21 protein-coding genes are annotated in these 19651 nt (G+C 68.4%); 11 read left to right on the forward strand and 10 right to left on the reverse strand.

The window, feature by feature from the left end; translation table 11 throughout:
- The first annotated feature begins 79 nt into the window (after positions 1-79).
- Positions 80-1489: a DUF1329 domain-containing protein gene (locus tag AAG565_RS02645; protein WP_348817992.1), complete on the forward strand. Its 1410-nt coding sequence runs from the start codon at positions 80-82 to the stop codon at positions 1487-1489.
- A gap of 8 nt (positions 1490-1497) precedes the next feature.
- Here the strand turns inward: AAG565_RS02645 and AAG565_RS02650 are convergent, their stop codons facing one another.
- Entirely contained in the window at positions 1498-2130 is a 633-nt protein-coding gene (locus AAG565_RS02650; RefSeq protein ID WP_348817993.1) for a helix-turn-helix domain-containing protein, read from the reverse strand.
- A gap of 189 nt (positions 2131-2319) precedes the next feature.
- Between AAG565_RS02650 and AAG565_RS02655 the strand changes: the two genes are divergently transcribed.
- Complete coding sequence (locus tag AAG565_RS02655) at positions 2320-3138, forward strand: HDOD domain-containing protein (protein WP_348817994.1); 819 nt, start codon at positions 2320-2322, stop codon at positions 3136-3138.
- A gap of 12 nt (positions 3139-3150) precedes the next feature.
- Here the strand turns inward: AAG565_RS02655 and AAG565_RS02660 are convergent, their stop codons facing one another.
- From AAG565_RS02660 to AAG565_RS02685, 6 genes are all read right to left on the reverse strand, one after another.
- Entirely contained in the window at positions 3151-4581 is a 1431-nt protein-coding gene (locus AAG565_RS02660; protein WP_348817995.1) for an alanine/glycine:cation symporter family protein, read from the reverse strand.
- A gap of 158 nt (positions 4582-4739) precedes the next feature.
- A complete protein-coding gene (locus AAG565_RS02665; RefSeq protein WP_348817996.1) occupies positions 4740-5951 on the reverse strand; it encodes a SufS family cysteine desulfurase in 1212 nt (403 codons plus the stop codon).
- Positions 5948-7006: a SufD family Fe-S cluster assembly protein gene (locus AAG565_RS02670; RefSeq protein WP_348817997.1), complete on the reverse strand. Its 1059-nt coding sequence runs from the start codon at positions 7004-7006 to the stop codon at positions 5948-5950. Before AAG565_RS02670 ends, AAG565_RS02665 begins: the two co-directional genes overlap by 4 nt.
- On the reverse strand, positions 7006-7749 hold the full coding sequence (sufC, locus tag AAG565_RS02675; protein ID WP_348817998.1) for a Fe-S cluster assembly ATPase SufC: 744 nt from the start codon (positions 7747-7749) through the stop codon (positions 7006-7008). The genes AAG565_RS02670 and sufC overlap by 1 nt, the downstream gene beginning before the upstream one ends.
- A gap of 57 nt (positions 7750-7806) precedes the next feature.
- Entirely contained in the window at positions 7807-9270 is a 1464-nt protein-coding gene (gene sufB / locus AAG565_RS02680) for a Fe-S cluster assembly protein SufB (RefSeq protein ID WP_348817999.1), read from the reverse strand.
- A 3-nt stretch (positions 9271-9273) separates the two neighbouring features.
- On the reverse strand, positions 9274-9732 hold the full coding sequence (locus AAG565_RS02685; protein ID WP_348818000.1) for an SUF system Fe-S cluster assembly regulator: 459 nt from the start codon (positions 9730-9732) through the stop codon (positions 9274-9276).
- Positions 9733-9845: 113 nt separating this feature from the next.
- Here AAG565_RS02685 and AAG565_RS02690 point away from each other — a divergent pair, with 113 nt between their 5' ends.
- Positions 9846-10304 (forward strand): thioesterase family protein, encoded by a 459-nt coding sequence (locus AAG565_RS02690; RefSeq protein ID WP_348818001.1) that lies wholly within the window; start codon positions 9846-9848, stop codon positions 10302-10304.
- Here AAG565_RS02690 and AAG565_RS02695 read toward each other — a convergent pair.
- Positions 10277-10660, reverse strand: a complete 384-nt coding sequence (locus AAG565_RS02695) for a hypothetical protein (protein WP_348818002.1) — start codon at positions 10658-10660, stop codon at positions 10277-10279. The two genes, AAG565_RS02690 and AAG565_RS02695, sit on opposite strands and share 28 nt — an antisense overlap.
- 41 nt (positions 10661-10701) lie before the next feature.
- Here AAG565_RS02695 and AAG565_RS02700 point away from each other — a divergent pair, with 41 nt between their 5' ends.
- Positions 10702-12027 (forward strand): aminotransferase class V-fold PLP-dependent enzyme, encoded by a 1326-nt coding sequence (locus AAG565_RS02700; protein WP_348818003.1) that lies wholly within the window; start codon positions 10702-10704, stop codon positions 12025-12027.
- A gap of 6 nt (positions 12028-12033) precedes the next feature.
- On the opposite strand, the gene AAG565_RS02705 is transcribed toward AAG565_RS02700, so the two are convergent.
- Positions 12034-12459, reverse strand: a complete 426-nt coding sequence (locus AAG565_RS02705) for a DUF3293 domain-containing protein (RefSeq protein WP_348818004.1) — start codon at positions 12457-12459, stop codon at positions 12034-12036.
- Positions 12456-12998, reverse strand: a complete 543-nt coding sequence (locus AAG565_RS02710) for an alpha/beta fold hydrolase (RefSeq protein WP_348818005.1) — start codon at positions 12996-12998, stop codon at positions 12456-12458. Before AAG565_RS02710 ends, AAG565_RS02705 begins: the two co-directional genes overlap by 4 nt.
- A 28-nt stretch (positions 12999-13026) precedes the next feature.
- On the opposite strand from AAG565_RS02710, the gene AAG565_RS02715 reads away from it, so the two are divergent.
- Genes AAG565_RS02715 through murI form a run of 7 tightly spaced genes read left to right on the forward strand, consistent with a single transcriptional unit; the run spans position 13027 to position 19646 of the window.
- The gene (locus AAG565_RS02715) at positions 13027-13320 is read left to right on the forward strand and encodes a hypothetical protein (RefSeq protein ID WP_348818006.1); all 294 of its coding nucleotides are present in this window, start codon (positions 13027-13029) and stop codon (positions 13318-13320) included.
- A complete protein-coding gene (locus AAG565_RS02720) occupies positions 13317-13613 on the forward strand; it encodes a hypothetical protein (RefSeq protein ID WP_348818007.1) in 297 nt (98 codons plus the stop codon). Before AAG565_RS02715 ends, AAG565_RS02720 begins: the two co-directional genes overlap by 4 nt.
- Positions 13610-15025, forward strand: coding sequence for a hypothetical protein (locus AAG565_RS02725; protein WP_348818008.1), 1416 nt, complete (start codon positions 13610-13612; stop codon positions 15023-15025). The genes AAG565_RS02720 and AAG565_RS02725 overlap by 4 nt, the downstream gene beginning before the upstream one ends.
- Before the next feature lie 30 nt (positions 15026-15055).
- A complete protein-coding gene (locus tag AAG565_RS02730) occupies positions 15056-16177 on the forward strand; it encodes a beta-ketoacyl-ACP synthase III (protein ID WP_348818009.1) in 1122 nt (373 codons plus the stop codon).
- Positions 16178-16198: 21 nt separating this feature from the next.
- Entirely contained in the window at positions 16199-18076 is a 1878-nt protein-coding gene (gene sppA, locus AAG565_RS02735) for a signal peptide peptidase SppA (protein WP_348818010.1), read from the forward strand.
- Positions 18076-18888: an alpha/beta hydrolase gene (locus AAG565_RS02740; RefSeq protein ID WP_348818011.1), complete on the forward strand. Its 813-nt coding sequence runs from the start codon at positions 18076-18078 to the stop codon at positions 18886-18888. The genes sppA and AAG565_RS02740 overlap by 1 nt, the downstream gene beginning before the upstream one ends.
- Positions 18885-19646, forward strand: coding sequence for a glutamate racemase (murI, locus tag AAG565_RS02745; RefSeq protein ID WP_348818012.1), 762 nt, complete (start codon positions 18885-18887; stop codon positions 19644-19646). Before AAG565_RS02740 ends, murI begins: the two co-directional genes overlap by 4 nt.
- Positions 19647-19651: the final 5 nt, after the last annotated feature.

The following is a 19651-nucleotide window of genomic DNA, read 5'->3' on the forward strand; positions in this document are numbered from 1 at the left end:
GTGTTATGGACAGCGTGTAAAGTTTACACATCGTAAAAAAGCGCGCAAGCGTCGCGCGACGTGCTGACGGAGGAGAGCGATGGCCAGGCGGATGCTCGGGTGGGCGGTGCTGGCGGTGCTGTGCGGGACGCTGCCCGTGCCGGTGCAGGCTGCGGTGAGCGCGGAGGAAGCCACTCGCCTCGGGCAGTCGCTGACGCCCGCGGGTGCGGAAGCCGCTGGCAATGCCGATGGCAGCATCCCGGCCTGGGAGGGCAGCCAGCGGTACCGACCGGAACAGCTGCGCCTGACCTATGCCGAGCTCAAGGCGCTGCGCGAGAAGAATCCGAAGGCGCTGGAGAGCCGGATCGCGCCGGTCGGCGCGGCCGCACCGCCGCTGTTCACGATCACCAGGGCCAATTTCGCACAGTACGCGGATCGGCTCAGCGCCGGCCATCGCGCCCTGTTCGAGCGCTATCCCGAATACCGCATGCCGGTCTATCCGAGCATCCGAGCGGCGTTCCTGAGTCCCGAGGTCGAGGCGGCGACACGCGAGAATGCGCTCAAGGCGACGCTCGATGGCACCGACAAGCTCGGTGGCGCGCGCCTGGGCGTGCCGTTCCCGGTTCCCAAGTCCGGTGCCGAGGTCATCTGGAACCACAAGCTCAAGTTCCGCGGCAATGCCGTGCGGCGCTTCAACAACGAGGTGATCGTTGCGCAGGACGGCAGCTACACCCTCGCGCGCATCATCGAGGACGTGAAGATGAAGTACGCCAACCCGAGAGCACCGAGCGCGATCGAGGACAGCCTGATCCTGCTCTACCTGCAGGAAGTGCTGTCACCCAAGCGCATCGCCGGCCAGATGCTGCTGGTGCACGAGACCACGGACCAGACCGAGGGCGGGCGCAATGCCTGGATCTTCAACCCCGGCCTCGGCCGGACCCGCCGCGCGCCCAATGTCGGCTACGACAACCCCAAGGCCTCGGCCGACGGCCTGATGTTCAACGACCAGACCGACATGTTCAACGGCGCGCTGGACCGCTACACGTGGAAGCTGCTCGGCAAGCGCGAGATGTACATCCCCTACAACTCGACGCGGATCATCGCGCCGGACGTGAGCTACGAGAAACTGATCCGCAAGGGCCACGTGAACCCGGAGCTGACGCGCTACGAACTGCACCGCGTCTGGGTGGTCGAGGCCGCCCTCAAGGCCGGTCTGCGCCACAGCTTCCGCCGCCGCGTGTTCTACGTCGACGAGGACAGCTGGAGCATCGCGATGGTCGATTGCTACGACGACCGCGATCAGCTCTGGCGTTTCCAGGAGGCGCATCTGGCGACCTTCCCGTTCGTGCCGGCGACGACCGGCAGCCCCGAGGTGCATCACGACCTGCAGAACGGGCGCTACTTCGTCACCGCGAGCTATACCGGCGACGACTACCCGGACTTCAGCGTGGACTTCGACGACGGCTACTTCCGCCCGCAGACGCTGGCGAGCCGCAAGCTGCGCAAGTAGGCGCGACCTCAGCCGCGATTCTTCTGCCGGGCGGGCTGCAAGCGCCCGATCAGGTCGTTGAACAGGCGCAGGCCGCGCGCGCGCGTCAGCTCGCCGTCGCGCACCAGCTGGCGCATGCCCCAGAAGGCCATCACCATCATCCACGCATAAGCCTTGGCATCGGCCGCGCTCACACCCAGTTCCGAACGGGTCAGCGGCGCCCAGATGCCGCTGATCAGTTCACGCAGGCCGCGCCGGATCGTCTCCAGCTCCGGCGCATCCGACGCCGTGCCGGCGATCAGCTGCCACAGCGCGTCGGCGCGTCCCACCGGCAGGTCCAGCGTGACCGCCTCGGCCGATTTCGCCGCCTCGGTCAGGTTCGACGGATGGGCGGACACCGAAGCCTGCGTGCCCTGCATCGTGTCGTTGAAGATGTGCCAGGCCGTGTCGGCGAGCAGCTTTTCCAGACTCGGGAAGTGCTGATAGACGAGCTGGCGGCTGGTGCCGCCCCGTTCGGCGAGCGCGCTCATCGACAGCGCGCCCCATCCCTCGCGTTCGACGATGCCGGCGGCGACGTCGAGCAGCGTCTGCCTGCGCAGATCGCGGTGGAGGTAGGCGCGCTTGGGCTTGTCCGGGCGCGGGCGTGCGGGGCGACGTGACATGGGCATGGCGTGAGATATGTACAGGCCGACAATATCGTCGTCCATTATGCGCGCCGCGGGCGGCGCATGCGATGGCGTGCGATGGACCTGGCGCGAGATTGACGCAGGCAGGAAAACCGTGAAAAGTTTTCGGGCACGCCGGCCCTGCGCGGAGTCGAGGCGGGCATCCGGTCCGGCATTGGAGCTTTTGTGAGCGACACCCAGGAAGCACTGCGTGCGGCGATCCTCGAGCGGGGCGTGACCCTGCCAAGCCTGCCGGCTGTGGCCGCTCGCGTCGCCGAGGCGATGCGGCAAGGTGATGTCACCTCCAAGCAGATTGCGGACGAGCTGGCGGCCGACCCGGCACTCGCTGCGCGGGTGATGCGCGTTGCCAACAGCTCCCTCTATCGTGCCGAAGGCCGCATCGACCGGCTCGATCTGGCCGTCACGCGCATCGGTCTGGATACGACGCGCCGCCTGGTGATGGCCTTCGCCCTGAAGCTGGCGTCGCAGAAGTCACCGTTGATCGTGCGCCATCGGATCACTGCGCTGTGGACGCGCAGCGTCGAGGTCGCGACGATCGCGCGCGTGCTCGGGCGTGGCGTATTCGGCCTGAATCCCGAAGAGGCGATGCTCGCCGGACTGCTGCACCGCATCGGCGAGCTGCCGCTGCTGAGCGTCGTCAGCACGATGCCCCAGCTGCTGCGGCAGCCGGAACGGCTGGATGCGGCGATCGATGCCGAGCAGGCCAAGGTCGGTGCCGTGCTGCTGCGCAGCTGGGGATTCCCCGACGAGATCGCGGACGTGCCGGTCCAGGTGGCAGACCTGACCCGCAGCCATTCAGGGCGGGCCGACTACGGCGACGTCGTGACCGTTGCGCGTCTGTACGCGCTGACCGAAGCCGAGGCGGGCGTCAGCGTCGATTACGCGACCGTGCCGGCGTTCGCGATGCTCGGACTCGCGCCGGAGCGCGAATCGGTCGAACTCGACGAGCACGAACTGGACGAGGCCCGTGCGTTGATGCAGTGACGGCCGCGCGTCTCATCGCCGGCGCCAGAAGCCTGCGTTGCGGATGCCCAGGGCGTCCGGGTCGAACACCGGTTCGAGGCCCGCCTTCTTCTGCTCTTCGTAGTCCGCGAGCGCCAGCAGCGCCGGTTTCTGCAGGATCAGGATCGCGACGATGTTGAGCCAGGCCATCAGGCCGACACCGATGTCGCCCAGCGCCCAGGCCGTGCCGGCGCTGCGCACGGTGCCGTAGCTCGCGGCCGCGAGGATGCCGATGCGCAGCGCGAGCACCAGCCACGGCCGATGCACCTTGCGGTTGATGTACTGGATGTTGGTTTCCGCCATGTAGTAGTAGGCGACGATGGTCGTGAATGCAAAGAACATCAGGGCGATCGCGACGAAGCCGGCGCCGTAACCCGGCAGCACAGACTCGACCGCGCGCTGCGCATAACCCGGCCCGGCCTCGACGCCGGGCAATGCCTCGACGAGTTTCTCGCCGGTGCGGGTGACGACGTTGTAGAGCCCGGTGGATAGGATCATGAAGGCAGTGGCCGAACACACCAGCAGCGTATCGACATAGATCGAGAAGGCCTGCACGTAGCCCTGTTTGGCCGGATGCGAGACCTCGGCCGCGGCGGCGGGGTGGGGACCGGTGCCCTGGCCCGCTTCGTTGGAATACACGCCGCGCTTGACGCCCCATTCGACGGCCAGTCCGAGCACGGCGCCGAAGGCAGATTCCATGCCCAGCGCGCTGCGCAGGATCAATGCGATCACGCCGGGCACCCTGTCGGCGTTCACGATCATGATCGCGACGGCGACCACGATGTAGCCCAGCGCCATGAACGGCACGACGAACTCGGCGAAGTGGGCGATGCGGCGCACGCCGCCGAAGATGATGAAACCCAGCGTCAGCGCGATCGCGGCTGCGGTCACCGTCGGCGTCACGCCGAAGGCGGTCTGCATGCTCGTCGCGATGCCGTTGGCCTGCACGCCGGGCAGCAGCAGTCCGGTGGCGATCACCGTCGCCACCGCGAAGGTCCACGCGTACCACTTCTGGCCCATCGCTTTCTCGATGTAATAGGCGGGACCGCCGCGATACAGACCGCGATCGTCCTTCTCCTTGTAGATCTGCGCGAGCGTGGATTCCACATAGGCGGTCGATGCGCCGAGGAAGGCGACCATCCACATCCAGAACACCGCGCCGGGGCCGCCGAAGGTGATCGCCGTCGCCACGCCGGCGATGTTGCCGATGCCCACGCGCCCGGACAGCGACATCGCCAGCGCCTGGAACGGTGAAACGCCTGCGTCCGAGCGCCGTCCGCGGAACATCAGCCGCAGCATCTCGCCGAAGCCGCGCACCTGCATGAAACGCGTGCGGATCGAGAAGTACAGGCCGGTACCCAGGCACAGGCCGATCAGCGCCTTGCTCCAGATCAGCGAATTGATGGCGTCGATGAGCGTGTCCACGGAGAAAAATCCGGTTGGGTGGGCCGCGCGGGCGGCGACGGCGCATCATGCCATCGCGCGCGCAGCAGGCCGAGCGGGTTTTCCCGCGGACGCTGCCGCTCGTTACAGCGTCGGGCGTGCCCGGCGCGGAACGTCCCGCGCACAGACGCGTGCCGGCGCTATGCGAACAGGCGATTGACCGTGCGCAGTGCGTCGATGAGCTGGTCGATGTCGTCCGTGCCGTTATAGACCGCCAGCGAGGCGCGCGCGGTGGCGCTCAGGCCGTAGCGTGCCATCAGCGGCATCGTGCAATGGTGGCCGGTGCGGATGGCGACACCGGCCATGTCGAGGACGCTGCCAATGTCCTGCGGGTGCGCCTTGTCCATCACGAACGACAGGATGCCGCTCTTGCGCGCCGCGGTGCCGACCAGGCGCAGGCCCGGCACCGAGCGCATGCGTTCGGTGGCGTAGTCGAGCACGGCGTGCTCGTGCGTCGCGATCGCCGCCAGCCCCAGCGCGCCGATGTAGTCGAGCGCCGCGGCCGCGCCGATCGCGCCGCTGATGTCGGGCGTGCCGGCCTCGAACTTGTACGGCACGTCGTTCCAGGTGCTGCCGTCGAAGGCGACCGTGCGGATCATGTCGCCGCCGCCGTCGCGCGGCGGCATCGCTTCGAGGTGCTCGCGCTTCGCGTAGAGGAAGCCAAAACCGGTCGGCCCATAGAACTTGTGCGCCGATGCGGCATAGAAATCGACGTCGAGGGCACGCACGTCCACGCTTTCGTGCGCAATCGCCTGCGCGCCGTCGATGAGCACGGGGATGCCGCGCGCGTGCGCCTCGGCGATCAGTTCGGCGATCGGGTTGATCGTGCCCAGCGCGTTGGAGATGTGGCCGACGGCGACGAGCTTCGTCCGGCCATTGAGCATCGCACGCCAGGCGTCGATGTCGAGTTCGCCGCGCTCGTTGACCGGCGCGGCGACGGTCTTCGCGCCGGCGAGCTGCCACGGCACGATGTTGGAGTGGTGCTCCATCGTCGTCAGCAGCACTTCGTCGCCGGCTGACAGCCGCGGCCCGAGGAAGCTGCGCGCGACGAGGTTGATCGCATCGGTGGTGCCGCGCGTGAACACGATCTCGTCGCGGCTGGCGTTGAGCCATGCGGCGATGCGTTCGCGTGCACTCTCGTAGGCCGCGGTCGCACGAGCGGCGAGTTCGTGCACGGCGCGGTGGACGTTGGCGTTCTGGTGGCGGTAGTAAGCGTCGAGCGCGCGCAGCACGCGGTCCGGTTTCTGCGTCGTCGCCGCGTTGTCGAGATAGGCGAGGCGCTTGCCGTGGATGGACTCGTCAAGGATCGGAAAATCGGCGCGCACACGCGCCAGGTCGATCGGCCCGGTCATCGCAGCATCCCGATGTCGATGTCGCCGCCCAGACGTTCGAGGAAACGACCGGTGAGCGTCGTGCGCAGCGCGGAATCGGCGATGTGCTGCAGGATCTCGTTGGCGAAGCTGTAGGTCAGCAGTGCGCGGGCCGAAGCTTCGGGCACGCCGCGCGTGCGCAGGTAGAACAGCGCGGCCGGGTCGAGACGGCCGAAGGTCGCACCGTGCGCGCACTTGACGTCGTCGGCGTAGATCTCCAGTTCCGGCTTGGCGTTGATCTGTGCCCGTTTGGACAGCAGCAGGTTGGCGATGCGCAGCTCGGAGTCGGTCTTCTGGGCGTGCCCATGCACCACGATCTTGCCGTTGAAGACGGCGCACGCGCGGTCGTAGGCAAGGCCGCGGAAGAAGCCGCGGCTGGCGCCGTGTGGCGCACGGTGATCGATGCGGACATGGTTGTCCACGTGGCCGCTGCCGCGGGGGGCGTACAGCCCATGCACGGTCGCTGCGGCGCCCGGCGCGTCGAGGCTGATGTCGAGATCGTGGCGCACGAAACGTCCGCCCAGGTCGATGGTGACGGCATCGAGGCGTGCGTCCTCGGCGACGCTGACCTTCAGCCGGATGATGCGGTGTGCCTCGGCGTCTGCGCCCAGCACGCGGGTCAGGCGCAGCCGCGCGCGCGGGGCGAGCTCGATGGCGAGGAAGCAGGTCGCGAAGCGCGCAGCGCCGCTGTCGTCCAGCAGCAGCTCGGCGTCGTCGGTCACGGTCAGACGGTAGCGGCCGTGTCGGCCGGTGTCGAGTTCGACGCGGCCTTCGATGCTGCGCGCCTGACGTCCGCCGGCGAGTGCCGTGTTGAGGGCGTCGAGCCCGCAGTCGTAGCCCTCCGGGAATTCGTGGGTGTCGATGTTCGGCGCGATGTCCTGCGGCGTAAGCGCGCTCAACGCCAACAGGTCGGTGTACTTCCAGTCTTCGTCCTGCGTACTCGGCAGGCCGTGGCGCAGCAGCGCTGCGAGCGCGGCGCGACGCTCGGGCGAAAGGTCCGGCAGCGCCTCGATAGCGGTGACGATGTTGTCCAGCATCAGGCGGCATCCAGCCAGCCGTAACCTTTCTCCTCGAGCTCGCGCGCCAGCTCGGGGCCGCCGGACTTCACGATGCGGCCGCCCGACAGCACGTGCACCACGTCGGGCTGCACATAATCGAGCAGGCGCTGGTAGTGCGTGACCAGCAGTGTCGCGCGCGTCGGCGCGCGCAGCGCGTTGATGCCCTCGGAGACGATCTTGAGTGCGTCGATGTCGAGGCCCGAGTCGGTCTCGTCGAGCACCATCAGCCGCGGTTCGAGCACCAGCATCTGCAGGATCTCGTTGCGCTTCTTCTCGCCGCCGGAAAAACCCTCGTTGACGCCGCGCGACAGCATCGCGGGGTCCATCTTCATCTGCTTGACGCGGTGCCGTACCCACGCGAGGAAGTCTCCGGCTTCCAATTCCGGCTCGCCGCGCTGCTTGCGCTGCGCGTTGAGCGCGGCCTTGAGGAACACCATGTTGCTGACGCCTGGAATCTCGACCGGGTACTGGAAGCCGAGGAAGACGCCGGCGGCGGCGCGCTGCTCCGGACTGAGGCCGAGCAGGTCGCGGCCGTCGAAGCGGATGCTGCCGGACGTGACGACGTAGTCCTCGCTGCCGGCGAGGATCTTCGACAGGGTCGATTTGCCCGAGCCGTTCGGTCCCATCACGGCGTGGACCTCACCGGCGTTCACGGTGAGGCTCAGGCCCTTGAGGATTTCGCGTTCGCCGATGGTGGCGTGCAGGTTGTGGATTTCAAGCATGGCTTCAATGAATTGACTTCACGTGTCGTGCAGGCGCGCCGGCCGGTTCTCCGACGGTCACCCCACGGCCCCTTCCAGCGAGACCTGCAGCAGTTTCTGCGCCTCGACGGCGAACTCCATCGGCAGCTCCTTGAACACCTGCTTGCAGAAGCCATTGACGATCATCGACACGGCGTCTTCCTCGCCGATGCCGCGCGAGCGGGCATAGAACAGCTGGTCGTCGCTGATCTTCGAGGTCGTCGCCTCGTGTTCGAGGATCGCGCTCGGGTTGCGGATCTCGGTGTACGGGAAGGTGTGCGCGCCGCACTGGTCGCCGATCAGCAGCGAGTCGCACTGCGTGTAGTTGCGCGCGTTCTCGGCGGATTCGAGCACGCGCACCAGCCCGCGGTAGGACTGCTGGCCGTGGCCGGCGGAAATGCCCTTCGAAACGATCGTCGAGCGCGTGTTCCTGCCGACGTGGATCATCTTGGTGCCGGTGTCGGCCTGCTGGCGGTGATGGGTCAGCGCGACCGAGTAGAACTCGCCGACCGAGTCGTCGCCGCGCAGGATGCAGCTCGGGTACTTCCAGGTGATCGCCGAGCCGGTCTCGACCTGGGTCCACGAGATCTTGCTGCGCTTGCCGCGGCAGTCGCCGCGCTTGGTGACGAAGTTGTAGATGCCGCCGCGGCCTTCCTCGTCGCCGGGGTACCAGTTCTGCACGGTCGAGTACTTGATCTCGGCGTCGTCGAGCGCGACCAGCTCGACGACCGCGGCGTGCAGCTGGTTCTCGTCGCGCTGCGGCGCGGTGCAGCCCTCCAGGTACGAGACGTGGCTGCCTTCCTCGGCGATGATCAGGGTGCGTTCGAACTGGCCGGTGTTGCGCTCGTTGATGCGGAAGTAGGTGGACAGCTCCATCGGGCAGCGCACGCCCTTGGGGATGAACACGAAGGATCCGTCGGTGAACACGGCGGAGTTGAGCGCGGCGTAGAAGTTGTCGCCGAACGGCACGACCGAGCCGAGGTACTTCCGGACCAGTTCCGGGTGTTCCTGCACCGCTTCGGAGATCGAGCAGAAGATCACGCCGGCCTCGGCCAGCTTTCTGCGGAAGGTCGTACCGACCGATACCGAATCGAACACGACATCGACCGCGACCTGCGGCTGAACGCCGGCGAGCATCTCCTGCTCCTTGAGCGGGATGCCGAGCTTGTTGTAGGTCTCCAGCAACTTGGGATCGACCTCGTCCAGCGACTTCGGCCGGTCCTTCATCGACTTCGGCGCCGAGTAGTAGGAGATCGCCTGGTAGTCGATCGGCGGGTACTGCACGTGCGCCCAGCGCGGCTCGCTCATCCTCAGCCAGCGCCGGTAGGCCCTGAGGCGGAATTCCAGCAGCCAGTCGGGTTCCTGCTTGCGTGCCGAGATCGCACGGATCACGTTCTCGTCGAGGCCGGGCGGCAGGGTCTCCGATGCGATGTCGGTGACGAAGCCGGCGTCATAGCTGCGGTTCTTGACGAGGCTGTGGACGTCCTGGGATTGCGCGGACATGGTTCAGACCTGCGCCGAAGGCCGATGGAAGGTCAGCGGGAACTCGTCGCGCGCCTTCGGCAGCGGCAAGGCCATGCGGTCGAGCGTGACCGCTTCGAGGGCGTGGCGGATCGCAGCATTGATCAAGCGCCAGTTGGCACGCGTCGTACAGCCCGATTCGAGCGTGCAGCCGCCCGGATGCGTCGCGCATTCCGTCACGCCGATCGGGCCTTCGAGCGCGGCGATGATGTCGGCGACCGAGATGCGCGCCGGTGCGCGCGCCAGCCGGTAACCGCCCCGTGCGCCGCGCAGGGACTGCAGCAGGCCGCCGCGCGCCAGCGACTTCAGCAGCTTGGCGACGGTGGGTGCCGGAACACCGCTGCGCTCGGCGAGTTCCTGGCCGGTGTGCACGCGCGTGGCGTCGCGCGCGATGAGGGTCATCAGCACGGTGGCGTAATCGGCGAGTTTGCTGAGTTTCAGCATAAAACAGACTGATTTGGTACGAAATGAATTGTACGCGCGCTGCGACGGGCGTCGCAACGGATGTCCGGCGGCGGGCGCAGGGTAAGCTGTCGGCAGGATCGACAGGACAGGACATGAACGAGGCAGAGATCGTTGCGGCAGCGGAATGGGACGTCGAGCGGCCGTATGTCGAGCCGGTGGTGGTCGCCACGGAGCACCTGGACCGCTTCGGGCATACCAACAACGTCGTTTATCTGTCCTGGCTGGAGCAGGTGGCCTGGGGACATTCCGTCAGCCTGGGCCTCGACTTCTCCGCCTACGAGCGACTCGGCGCCGGCTGCGTCGCGCGCCGGCACGAACTGGACTACCTCGCACCGACCTTCGCCGGTGATCGCCTGTGGCTGGCGACCTGGGTGCACGAGAACGACTTTCGCCTGTCGATGTGGCGGCGCTACCAGATTCTGCGCGAATCGGATCGCAGGACCGTGCTGCGCGGGCAGACGCAGTGGGTCTGCGTGGACATGAAGACCGGCCGGCCGCGGCGGATGCCGCCCGAGTTCCGCGCCTACGCGCCGTGGCCGCGACGCGCATGAGTCGCGCGTAGCGACCCCGCCAGGCCGGCGGCCGCGGACAGGCCGGCGCCGGCGAGCAGGAGCAGTGCGGTGTCGGCGATGCCGTGCCGCAGCTGCGCGGCGAGTATGCGATCGCCGGTCAGCGGACAGGCGGACAAGGCGGTCACGAGCACGGCGGTGATCGTAGCGGCGAGCAGCAGGATCATTGCGCGGATCGCGTTCGCGCCGCGGTGTCGCGCCGGTCCCGCGGTGACGAACCACCCGGCCGCGAGCGCGGCACCGATAGTGAGCGGCGCCGCGGGGCCGGCGCCTGCGAACATGCGCACCGCGAACAGCGCGGTCCACTGCAAGGTCAGGAGCCAGTCGGGTGCGTGCATCGCAGGCGCTACGATAGCAAGGAACCCGGAGCGGAGCGCCCATGGCGACGCGTCGTCAACTGATCGGCTGGACCCTGGCGGGCACCGGCGCGCTGGCGGTGCGCCACGTGCTGAGCCGCGATGACACATTGATGCCGCTGAGCGCCGAAGAACCCTGGGGCGCGGTGCGCGCCGGTTTCGATTTCAGCGATGCGCCCGAACCGCGGATTCCGATGAACGCCGCCAATCTCGCGCCGCCGTGGCGCACCGTGCGGCTGCGGGTCGCCGAGGCTGCGGCGCAGCTCGACCGCGATCCGTCGTTTCACCACCGCGAGCTGTTTCTCGGCGTCGAGCGCCGGCGCGCGAAGGCACTGCTCGCCGCGTCCCTGGGCGTCGCATCGGCCGACGACCTCGCACTGGTGCGCAACACCAGCGAGGCGAACTCGATCATCGTCCAGGGAATCGACCTGGATGCCACCGACGAAGTGGTGATCTGGGACGAGAACCATCACAGCAACAACCGCAGCTGGGGTTACCGCCGCCAGCGCAGGCCGTTCGCACTGCGCGTCGTGCGCCTGCCGGAAGCGGTGCGCGGCACCGATCAGGTCGTCGAAGCCTTCCTGGCGCAGCTGAGCCCGCGCACGCGCGTCGTGACGTTTTCGGAGATCTCGAATATCTCGGGCCTGCGCCTGCCGGTCGCGGAGCTGTGCGCGGCGATCCGCGCGCAGCGGCGCGACGTGTTCATCCACGTCGATGGTGCGCAGTCCTGGGGCGCGACCGCGCTGGATCTGCAGCGCATGGGCTGCGACAGCTTTGCGGCGAGTGCGCACAAGTGGCTCTGTGGTCCGCGCGAGCTGGGGATCCTCTACGTGCGCCGCGAGTCGGCCGCGCGGCTGTGGCCCGGTACGCTCGGTTACGATCTGCACTTCGAGTATCCCGAGGACGCCTTGCCCGACAGCGCACTGCGTTTCGAGAGCCTCGGTCAGCGCCACGACGCCGCCGTCGCCGGCCTGGTCACCGCGCTGGAGCATCAGCAGGCCGTGGGTGCGGTGCGCATCGAGCGGCGCATCGGCGAACTGGCGACCCGGCTGCGCAGCGCGCTGGAGTCCGCGGGCGTGCGCGTGCCCGGCAGCGAGGCGCCGCATCTGCAGCACGGCGTCGTCGTCGCCGATGTGGGCGAGGGTCGCCGTGCCTTCGCGGTGTTCCGCGCCCTGTACGAGCAGCACCGCATCTCGGCGGCATTCGTGCACCGCAATCGCGTGCTCGGCAGCCCGGAACAGGTCGATCCGCGCGCCGACCGGTTGCGGCTGCGCCTGTGTCCGCACATCTACAACACGACGGATGATCTCGAACAGGCGGCCGCCGCGATCCGCGAGGTCGTCGCCTGAGCGGCCTCAGGCAGAGGTTCCGATCCACAGCAGGGTGGGCGCGGCGCCCGGCGTACCGGCGACGATGGCGAGCTGGCCGTAGTACGCGGCCAGTTCGACGACGCGGGTTTGCGGAGCGTCGAGGATGCAGAATCCGGGTTCCTGCCAACGGCCCTCTTCATCCGTGTTGAGCGCGGGCAGTGCGATCCAGCCATATCGCGTGAGCTCGGTGCGCAGCGCCGCGACGCGCGACGCATTGTCCGCGTCGCTCAGGCGCCGGGAGCGCGGATTGCAGGGCGTCAGGACATGCCAGTGACTCCGGCAGCCGGCGGCCGTCAGCGCCGCGTCGGCGGATGCGTCGATCCGGCCGATGCGCCGTTCGATCCACTGCGTTCCGCAGTCGATCCGGTAGCGGGCGCTGCGATAGGCGGCGCGCAGCGCAGGATCGGTCATGAGGCCAGCGCGCGGGCGAGGAAGTCGTCGAACAGCACGGCAACGGTATCGATGCGCGCGTTGAGCGTGTGCTCGGCATCGATCAGATGCAGTTCGGCGCGGTGGCGTCGGGCGAAGCGCAGCGCGCGCTCGGCCGGCACGATGTCGTCGTGCCAGCCATGCACGACGCTGCACAGGGAAGGGATGTCCTCCGGTTCCTCGTCCCAGCCGGGGAAGTACAGCGCCGGCGCCATCAGGAACAGTGCGTGCGGGCGCAGCTGCGCGCAGGCCATCGCCGAGACATAGCCGCCCATGCTGGATCCGACCAGCACCAGGCGACGCGCCTGCGGCTTCAGGCCGACGAGCTGCGCGACGCGGACGCGCGGGTCGGGCGTGTGACTATAATCCGGGCTGAGGATCTCGCAGCCCTGTTGACGGGCGATCTGCGCAAGGCGGGTGATCTTCAGCCCCCAAGGGCCGCTTTCCTTGCCGTGGGCGAAGCAGACGAGCCGCTCGGCGGTGGCCGGAGAGGCTGTCGGAGGCTGCGGAGCGTCGGTCATGGCGGCAGGCAGGGTGGACGGAGCGCGCATGATAAGAAAGAGAGCCGATGCGGAGATCAAGCCACGCGGCCGTCGCGAGCGCCTGCGCAAGGGCGATCCGCTCGAAGTCGAGCTGACCGTCAGCTTCCGCTTCGGCGACGAAGCCGGTGATCAGGTGACGCCGATCCGCGAACGCAAGGTGCCCATGGTCGATTCCGTGTTCAAGAACCGCGACCGCATCATCCGCGGCTTCGTCAAGCTGTTGGTCAAGACCGGCCTGACCAGCCCGCAGGTCGTCGGACATCTGCTGCCACTCGGCGCGCGTCGCCGGCCCCGCCGATGAAGGCGCTGCAGATCGCCAGCGCCGTGCTGCTGGCGCTGACGGTGACCTTCGCCGTGACGCTGGGCGTGGTCTGCCTCATGTACTACGTGAACCTGGAGTCCTCGCCGCAGATGCGCGAGGAATGGCCGAGCCTGCTGGCGGTGACCGCGATCTTCTGGGTGCTGAGCGCGTTTGCCGCGATGTCCTGGTGGGCACAGCGGCGGCAGGCCGCCTGGATGTGGCCGGCGCAGATCCTCAGCGTCCTGGGCGTCGTCGTCGGTGCGATGTTGCTCGTGAAGGTGCTCGGCTCGTGAGCGTGCAGTTGCAGGCGCCGCGGCAGCATGAATGGCTGAGCCTGGTGCCGATCGCCGCCGGGCTGTACTGGCTGTTCGCCGGCGACGGCGGCGCCTGGCTGCTGTGGGCGCTGTTGCCGGGGGCGCTGCTGCTGTCATCGGGGCTGGCTCTGGCCTTGATGCCGGGCGATCCGCGCATTCTCGGCCTGATCGCCGGCGGCGGGGCGCTCGGCGCGTTGCTGTTCCCGTTCGCCTGGTACGCCGCCGATCTGGCGACGGCGTTCTATGCGCTGCTCGGCTCCTTGTCCAGCCTGCTTGCGGCCGGACGTCTGGGGCTGCGTTTCGAGCCGCTCTACGAAGGTGCGCAGCCGCCGCAGATCGGCTCGTCGATGGATCTGAAGGCCGGGCTCGACGAGGCGCTGCTCGGATACTTCGTCTGCACCGCGCGGGTGCCCAGTGGCCGTGACGCGGAACGCATGTGCGGCGACGCCCGGCAACTGGAGGCGCACTACCGTGCGCACGGCTGGGATGCCGATCCGGCGCGGATGCACGCTGCGCCACCGCCGCCGGACGAGGTGTTCGCGGAGTCACGCCGCCTGTGGGGCATCGACTACGAGAACCTGCGCTTCGACAGCGGATTCCAGCTGCCCGCCGAGCTGCCCGGCGCGGCGCGCTGGGCCGATTACGAGGCCAATCGCAGCTGCCACGTGCGCGTGCTGCGGCATCGCGGCCGCAGGCGCCCGTGGCTGCTGTGTCTGCACGGCTACCGCATGGGTGTGCCGTGGCTGGACCTGAGCCTGTTCTCGCCGGGCTGGCTGCACCACCGCCTCGGCTTCAATCTCGTGCTCCCGGTGTTGCCGCTGCACGGCCCGCGCAGCCCCGGCTGGCGGTCCGGCGATCGCTTCCTCGACGGCGACCTGCTGGATCTGGTCTATGCGCAGATGCAGGCGCTGTGGGACCTGCGCCGCACGCTGGCCTGGCTGCGCGCGCAGGAAGACGAGCCGCGGATCGGCGTGCTCGGATTCTCGCTGGGCGGATACAACGCCGCGCTGCTGGCCGGGTTCGAGCGCAGGCTCGACTTCGTCGTCGCCGGCATCCCGGTGATCGACTTCGCCGCCGCGCTGTGGCGCTTCCTGCCGCCGATGCACCTGCGCTATCTGGTGTCGCAGGGGCTCGACGAGGCGGCCTATCGTCACCTGCTGTCGCCAGTGTCGCCGCTGAGTTTCGCGCCGCTGCCGGAGCGCCGTCAGCTACACGTGTTCGCTGCCGCCGGTGACCGTATCGTGCTGCCGAGTCATCCGCTGGCGCTGGGCCGGCACTGGGACGTGCCGGTGTGCTGGTACCAGGGTTCGCACCTGAGCGTGCGCCGCGAGCGGACGACACGCGAGGTCGTGCAGCAGGCGGTCGAGAGAGCGGGCTGGACGGTGGAGTAAACTGACCGTCCCTGGGAACAGTCCATCCACATGATCCAAGCCGCCATCACCGGCACCGGTCTTTACACGCCGCCACAGTCGATTTCCAACGACGAACTGGTCGCGTGCTACAACGCCTGGGTCGAGCGCTACAACCGTGACAATGCCGCCGCGATCGCCGCGGGCAGCGTGCCTGCGCTGCAGGCCTCGTCCAGCGAGTTCATCTTCAAGGCTTCGGGCATCCGCTCGCGCCACGTCGTCGATCGGGACGGCATCCTCGATCTCGATTCCATGCGCCCGCGCATCCCGCTGCGCGCGGACGACGAGCCCTCGCTAATGTGCGAGATGGGGGTCACCGCGGCGCGCGAGGCGCTTGCCAGGGCTGGCCGCGAGGCCGGCGACGTCGATCTGGTGATCGTCGCCTGCTCCAACATGCAGCGTGGCTACCCGGCGATCGCGGTGGAGATCCAGCACTTCCTCGGCGCCGGTGGATATGCCTACGACATGAACGTCGCCTGCGCCTCGGCGGCGTTCGGCATCCAGGCCGCGGTCGATGCGGTCCGCATGGGCAACGCACGCGCCGCGCTCGTGGTCAGCCCGGAGATCTGCAGCGGCCACCTGAACTGGCGCAACCGCGATTGCCATTTCATCTTCGGCGATGCGGCAACGGCGGTGCTGGTCGAGCCGGCCGCGGAGGCCCGCTCGGCGCGGCGGTTCGACGTACTCGGCACCCGCCTGCGCACGCAGTTTTCCAACAACATCCGCAACAACTTCGGCTTCCTCAATGCCTGCGAACGGCCGCAGCGCCCCTGGGACGACGTGCTGTTCCATCAGGAAGGGCGCAAGGTCTTCAAGGAGGTCGTGCCGCTGGCCGCGGAACTGATGATCGGTCACCTCGGCGACCTGGGCATCGAGCCGGCCAGCGTCCGTCGGTTCTGGCTGCACCAGGCCAATCTGGGCATGAACCAGTTGATCGCCAAGCGGGTCTTAGGGCGCGAACCGGACGCTGCCGAGGCGCCGGTGATCCTCGACGAGTATGCCAACACCAGTTCTGCGGGGTCGGTCATCGCGTTTCACAAGTATCAGGATGATCTGCGCAGCGGCGATGTCGGCGTGCTGTGCGCGTTTGGTGCCGGCTACTCGGTCGGCTCGGTGGTGATGAAGCGCGTCTGAGCGGCGCGCGGTTGAGTGTCCATGAGTCCATCCAATTCCACGCAGGGCAAATCCCTGCTGCGCCGCGCGTTCGACTGGGTCTGGGGCGCGATCGTCACGCTATACCGTGCTGCCGTCATCGTCGGCGTGCTGCTGGCGGTGATCCTGGTCTGGTTCGCGTTGCGCGGCGGCAAGCCGGTCGTCGTCGAGGACAATGTCGCGCTGGTGCTGGCGCCGACCGGCACGCTGGTCGAGCAGATCGACCAGGATCCGACGCAGCGCTTCGTCGAGAACCTGAGCGGCGAGATGCCGGCGCAGTCGAGTCTGCGCGAGCTGATCGAGGCGCTGGAATCGGCGCGCGACGACGACCGCATTACGCTGGCCGTCCTCAAGCTCGACAGCCTCTGGGGCGCCGGACTGGCACAGCTCGATGAGCTGCGCGCGGCCATGGCCGAATTCCAGGCGGCCGGCAAGCGCATCATCGCCTGGGGACCGTGGTACGACCAGATGCACTACTACGCCGCGTCGCAGGCGGACGAGGTCGTGCTCGACCCTTACGGCTTCGTGCAGATCGAGGGATTCAGTCTTTACAACAACTACTTCCGCGACGCGCTCGACAAGCTCGGCGTCGAGGTTCACGTGTTCCGCGTCGGCGAGTACAAGTCCGCGGTCGAACCGTTCACGCGCAATGACATGTCGGTCGAGGCACGGCAGGCCAATCTCGACTGGCTCGGCGACCTGTGGGGGGCGTATGGGCGCGCGGTGGCTGCGGGACGCAAGCTGCCGCAGACCGCGGCGGCGGATTACGTTGCCGGGCTGCGCGCCGGCATGAAGGAACGCGGCGGCGATGCTGCGGCCTATGCGCGCGATCGCGGTCTGGTCAGCCGGCTGGAGACGCTCAGCGAGTTCCGTGCGCGCGTGGCCGAGACGGTCGGCATGGATCCCGACCACGGCAGCTTCCGCCAGATCCACTACCGGGATTACCTCAGCGCGGTGCACCGGCATGCGGCGATGAAGGCGCCGAAGAAGGCGGGCAAGGCGGTCGCGCTGGTGGTGGTGCAGGGCGAGATCGTCGATGGCCCCGGACAGGCCGGACAGGCCGGCGGCGATACGATCTACGACCTGCTCGATGACGCGCGCCGCGATGACGACGTCGCGGCCGTCGTGCTGCGCATCGATTCGCCGGGTGGGAGCGTGTTCGCCGCCGAACAGATCCGCCGCGGCGTGCAGAACCTGCGTGCGGCCGGAAAGCCGGTGGTGGCGTCGATGTCCAGCGTGGCCGCCAGCGGTGGCTACTGGGTGGCGATGGACACCGACCAGATCTGGGCGCACGAAACCACCATCACCGGCTCGATCGGCGTGTTCGGCCTGATCCCGACGCTGGACAAGTCGCTGGCCAAGCTCGGCATCCACACCGACGGGGTCGGCACGACCGCCCTCGCGGGCGCGTTCCGCATCGACCGCCCGCTCAACGAGGAAGCCCAAGCGATCATCCAGCTCGGCGTGGAAAAGGTCTATCACGATTTCATCGGCGGCGTCGCCGCGGCGCGCAAGCTGCCCCTGGACCGGGTCAATCTGGTCGCGCGCGGCCGTGTGTGGAGTGGCGAGGATGCGCGCGAGCTGGGCCTGATCGACGAGTTCGGTGATCTGCACCAGGCCGCCGATGCCGCGGCGCGGCTGGCCGGACTGGAGATCGACGCCTACCGCCTCGACGAGCGCCAGCCTCGGCGCGGGTTCGCCTCGGAACTGCTGTCGCAGTTCTTCGGCCGCATTCAAGTCCGCTGGCTGCCGGGCCTGGCGAGCTGGATCGACGCACTGCGCGCGCGGGCAGACGTCCAGCGCATGCTGGCTTCCTTCAACGATCCGCGCGGACTGTACGCGCACTGCTTCTGCACCGTGTCGTGGGGGCGCGGCCGCTGATGCCGAAGCTGCACATCGACGACATCGACGTGAACTACCAGGAGGCGGGCCACGGCCCGCCTCTCGTCTTTCTGCACGGTCTGGGCGGCAGTTCCGAAGACTGGGAACAGCAGATCCCGTACTTCGCCACGCGCTATCGCGTGCTCGCGCCGGATTTCCGCGGCTTCGGCGGGACGCCGGCGGGAGGACGGAGGCTGAGCATCGCGCGCCTGGCCGCCGACACCGGCGCCTTCGTCGATGCGATGGGGCTGAGCCGGTTCCGCCTGGTCGGTCATTCGATGGGCGGCGCAGTCGCGCTGCAGTATGCGCTGACTCATCCCGGCAAGATCGAGAGGCTGGTGATCGCCAACAGCGTGCCGAGCTTCCGGCCGCAATCGGCCCGGCACTATCTGGAGTTCCTGTATCGGCTGGCGGTGATGGGCGTGCTGGGACCGGCGAAGCTGGCGGAGATCAGCGCGATGCGCCAGTTCCCCGAACCGCAGCACGAGCCGCTGCGCGCCAAGCTGATCGCGCGGGGTGCGCGCAATACGCGCGCGACCTATCTGGCCGCCCTGGCCTCGCTGGGCCGCTGGTCGGTGATCGAGCGGCTGCACGAGCTGAAGATGCCGGTGCTGGTCGCGGCCTCGCAGCACGACTACTTCGGCCACGACGAAACGGTGAAGTTCGCGCACGCCTTGCCGCGCGGACGTCTGCATCTGTTCAAGGGTGCCCACCACGGCCTGCCGCTGGAGCAGCCGGATGCCTTCAACGCGGTGCTGGAGCGCTTCCTGCGCGGTGCCGGTCCGGTCCCGCACCAGGACACGGTGGCATGAGCGCCGCACCGATCGGCATCTTCGACTCCGGCGTCGGCGGCATCTCGGTGCTGCGCGAGATCCACCGTCTGCTGCCGGCCGAGGATGCGATCTATTACGCCGACAGCGGGCATTGCCCTTACGGCGGCAAGCCACGCCAGGAAATCGTTGCGCGGGCATCGACGATCACGGAGTTCCTGCTGGCACGCGGCGCCAAGCTGATCGTCGTGGCCTGCAATACCGCGACGATCGCGGCGGTGGAGCATCTGCGCGCGACCTATCCATCGCCGTTCGTCGGCATGGAGCCTGCGGTCAAGCCCGCAGCGGCACTGACCCGCAGCGGCGTCGTCGGTGTGCTGGCGACCGGCGCCGCGCTCGCGGGCGAGAAGTTCCACCGGCTCGTCGCGCAGCACGCCGGCGGCGTGCGCGTCATCACGCAACCGTGCCCGGGACTGGTCGAGCAGGTCGAGGCCGGCGAGATCGACACGCCGCGCACGCTCGATCTGATCCGCCAGTACACCGCGCCGCTGGTCGCGGCCGGCGCCGACGTGCTGGTGCTGGGCTGTACGCACTATCCGTTCCTGCGGCCGCAGATCCAGGCCGTCGTCGGGCCGCAGGTGCGACTGCTGGATACGGGCGAGGCGGTCGCGCGGCAGGTGCGGCGGCTGCTCGAGCGCGATGCCCTGCTGAATCCGCAGCAGCGTCAGGGACGCGTCGAATGGCATACCAGCGGCGACCCGGCGTTGTTCGAACGCCTGCACCGCAGGCTGATGCCCTGAAGTGC

Source organism: Fontimonas sp. SYSU GA230001 (assembly GCF_040066175.1).
GTDB lineage: Bacteria > Pseudomonadota > Gammaproteobacteria > Nevskiales > Nevskiaceae > Solimonas.

Bases quoted from the DNA above. Each gene is read 5' to 3' on its own strand.
- sufC (WP_348817998.1), bottom strand. From the start codon at position 7,749: ATGCTTGAAATCCACAACCTGCACGCCACCATCGGCGAACGCGAAATC.
- AAG565_RS02705 (WP_348818004.1), bottom strand. From the start codon at position 12,459: ATGACCGATCCTGCGCTGCGCGCCGCCTATCGCAGCGCCCGCTACCGG.
- AAG565_RS02695 (WP_348818002.1), bottom strand. From the start codon at position 10,660: ATGCACGCACCCGACTGGCTCCTGACCTTGCAGTGGACCGCGCTGTTC.
- murI (WP_348818012.1), top strand. From the start codon at position 18,885: ATGAGCGCCGCACCGATCGGCATCTTCGACTCCGGCGTCGGCGGCATC.
- AAG565_RS02650 (WP_348817993.1), bottom strand. From the start codon at position 2,130: ATGTCACGTCGCCCCGCACGCCCGCGCCCGGACAAGCCCAAGCGCGCC.
- AAG565_RS02710 (WP_348818005.1), bottom strand. From the start codon at position 12,998: ATGACCGACGCTCCGCAGCCTCCGACAGCCTCTCCGGCCACCGCCGAG.
- AAG565_RS02665 (WP_348817996.1), bottom strand. From the start codon at position 5,951: ATGACCGGGCCGATCGACCTGGCGCGTGTGCGCGCCGATTTTCCGATC.
- AAG565_RS02690 (WP_348818001.1), top strand. From the start codon at position 9,846: ATGAACGAGGCAGAGATCGTTGCGGCAGCGGAATGGGACGTCGAGCGG.
- AAG565_RS02670 (WP_348817997.1), bottom strand. From the start codon at position 7,006: ATGCTGGACAACATCGTCACCGCTATCGAGGCGCTGCCGGACCTTTCG.
- sufB (WP_348817999.1), bottom strand. From the start codon at position 9,270: ATGTCCGCGCAATCCCAGGACGTCCACAGCCTCGTCAAGAACCGCAGC.
- AAG565_RS02740 (WP_348818011.1), top strand. From the start codon at position 18,076: ATGCCGAAGCTGCACATCGACGACATCGACGTGAACTACCAGGAGGCG.
- sppA (WP_348818010.1), top strand. From the start codon at position 16,199: ATGAGTCCATCCAATTCCACGCAGGGCAAATCCCTGCTGCGCCGCGCG.
- AAG565_RS02685 (WP_348818000.1), bottom strand. From the start codon at position 9,732: ATGCTGAAACTCAGCAAACTCGCCGATTACGCCACCGTGCTGATGACC.
- AAG565_RS02720 (WP_348818007.1), top strand. From the start codon at position 13,317: ATGAAGGCGCTGCAGATCGCCAGCGCCGTGCTGCTGGCGCTGACGGTG.
- AAG565_RS02700 (WP_348818003.1), top strand. From the start codon at position 10,702: ATGGCGACGCGTCGTCAACTGATCGGCTGGACCCTGGCGGGCACCGGC.
- AAG565_RS02645 (WP_348817992.1), top strand. From the start codon at position 80: ATGGCCAGGCGGATGCTCGGGTGGGCGGTGCTGGCGGTGCTGTGCGGG.
- AAG565_RS02715 (WP_348818006.1), top strand. From the start codon at position 13,027: ATGATAAGAAAGAGAGCCGATGCGGAGATCAAGCCACGCGGCCGTCGC.
- AAG565_RS02730 (WP_348818009.1), top strand. From the start codon at position 15,056: ATGATCCAAGCCGCCATCACCGGCACCGGTCTTTACACGCCGCCACAG.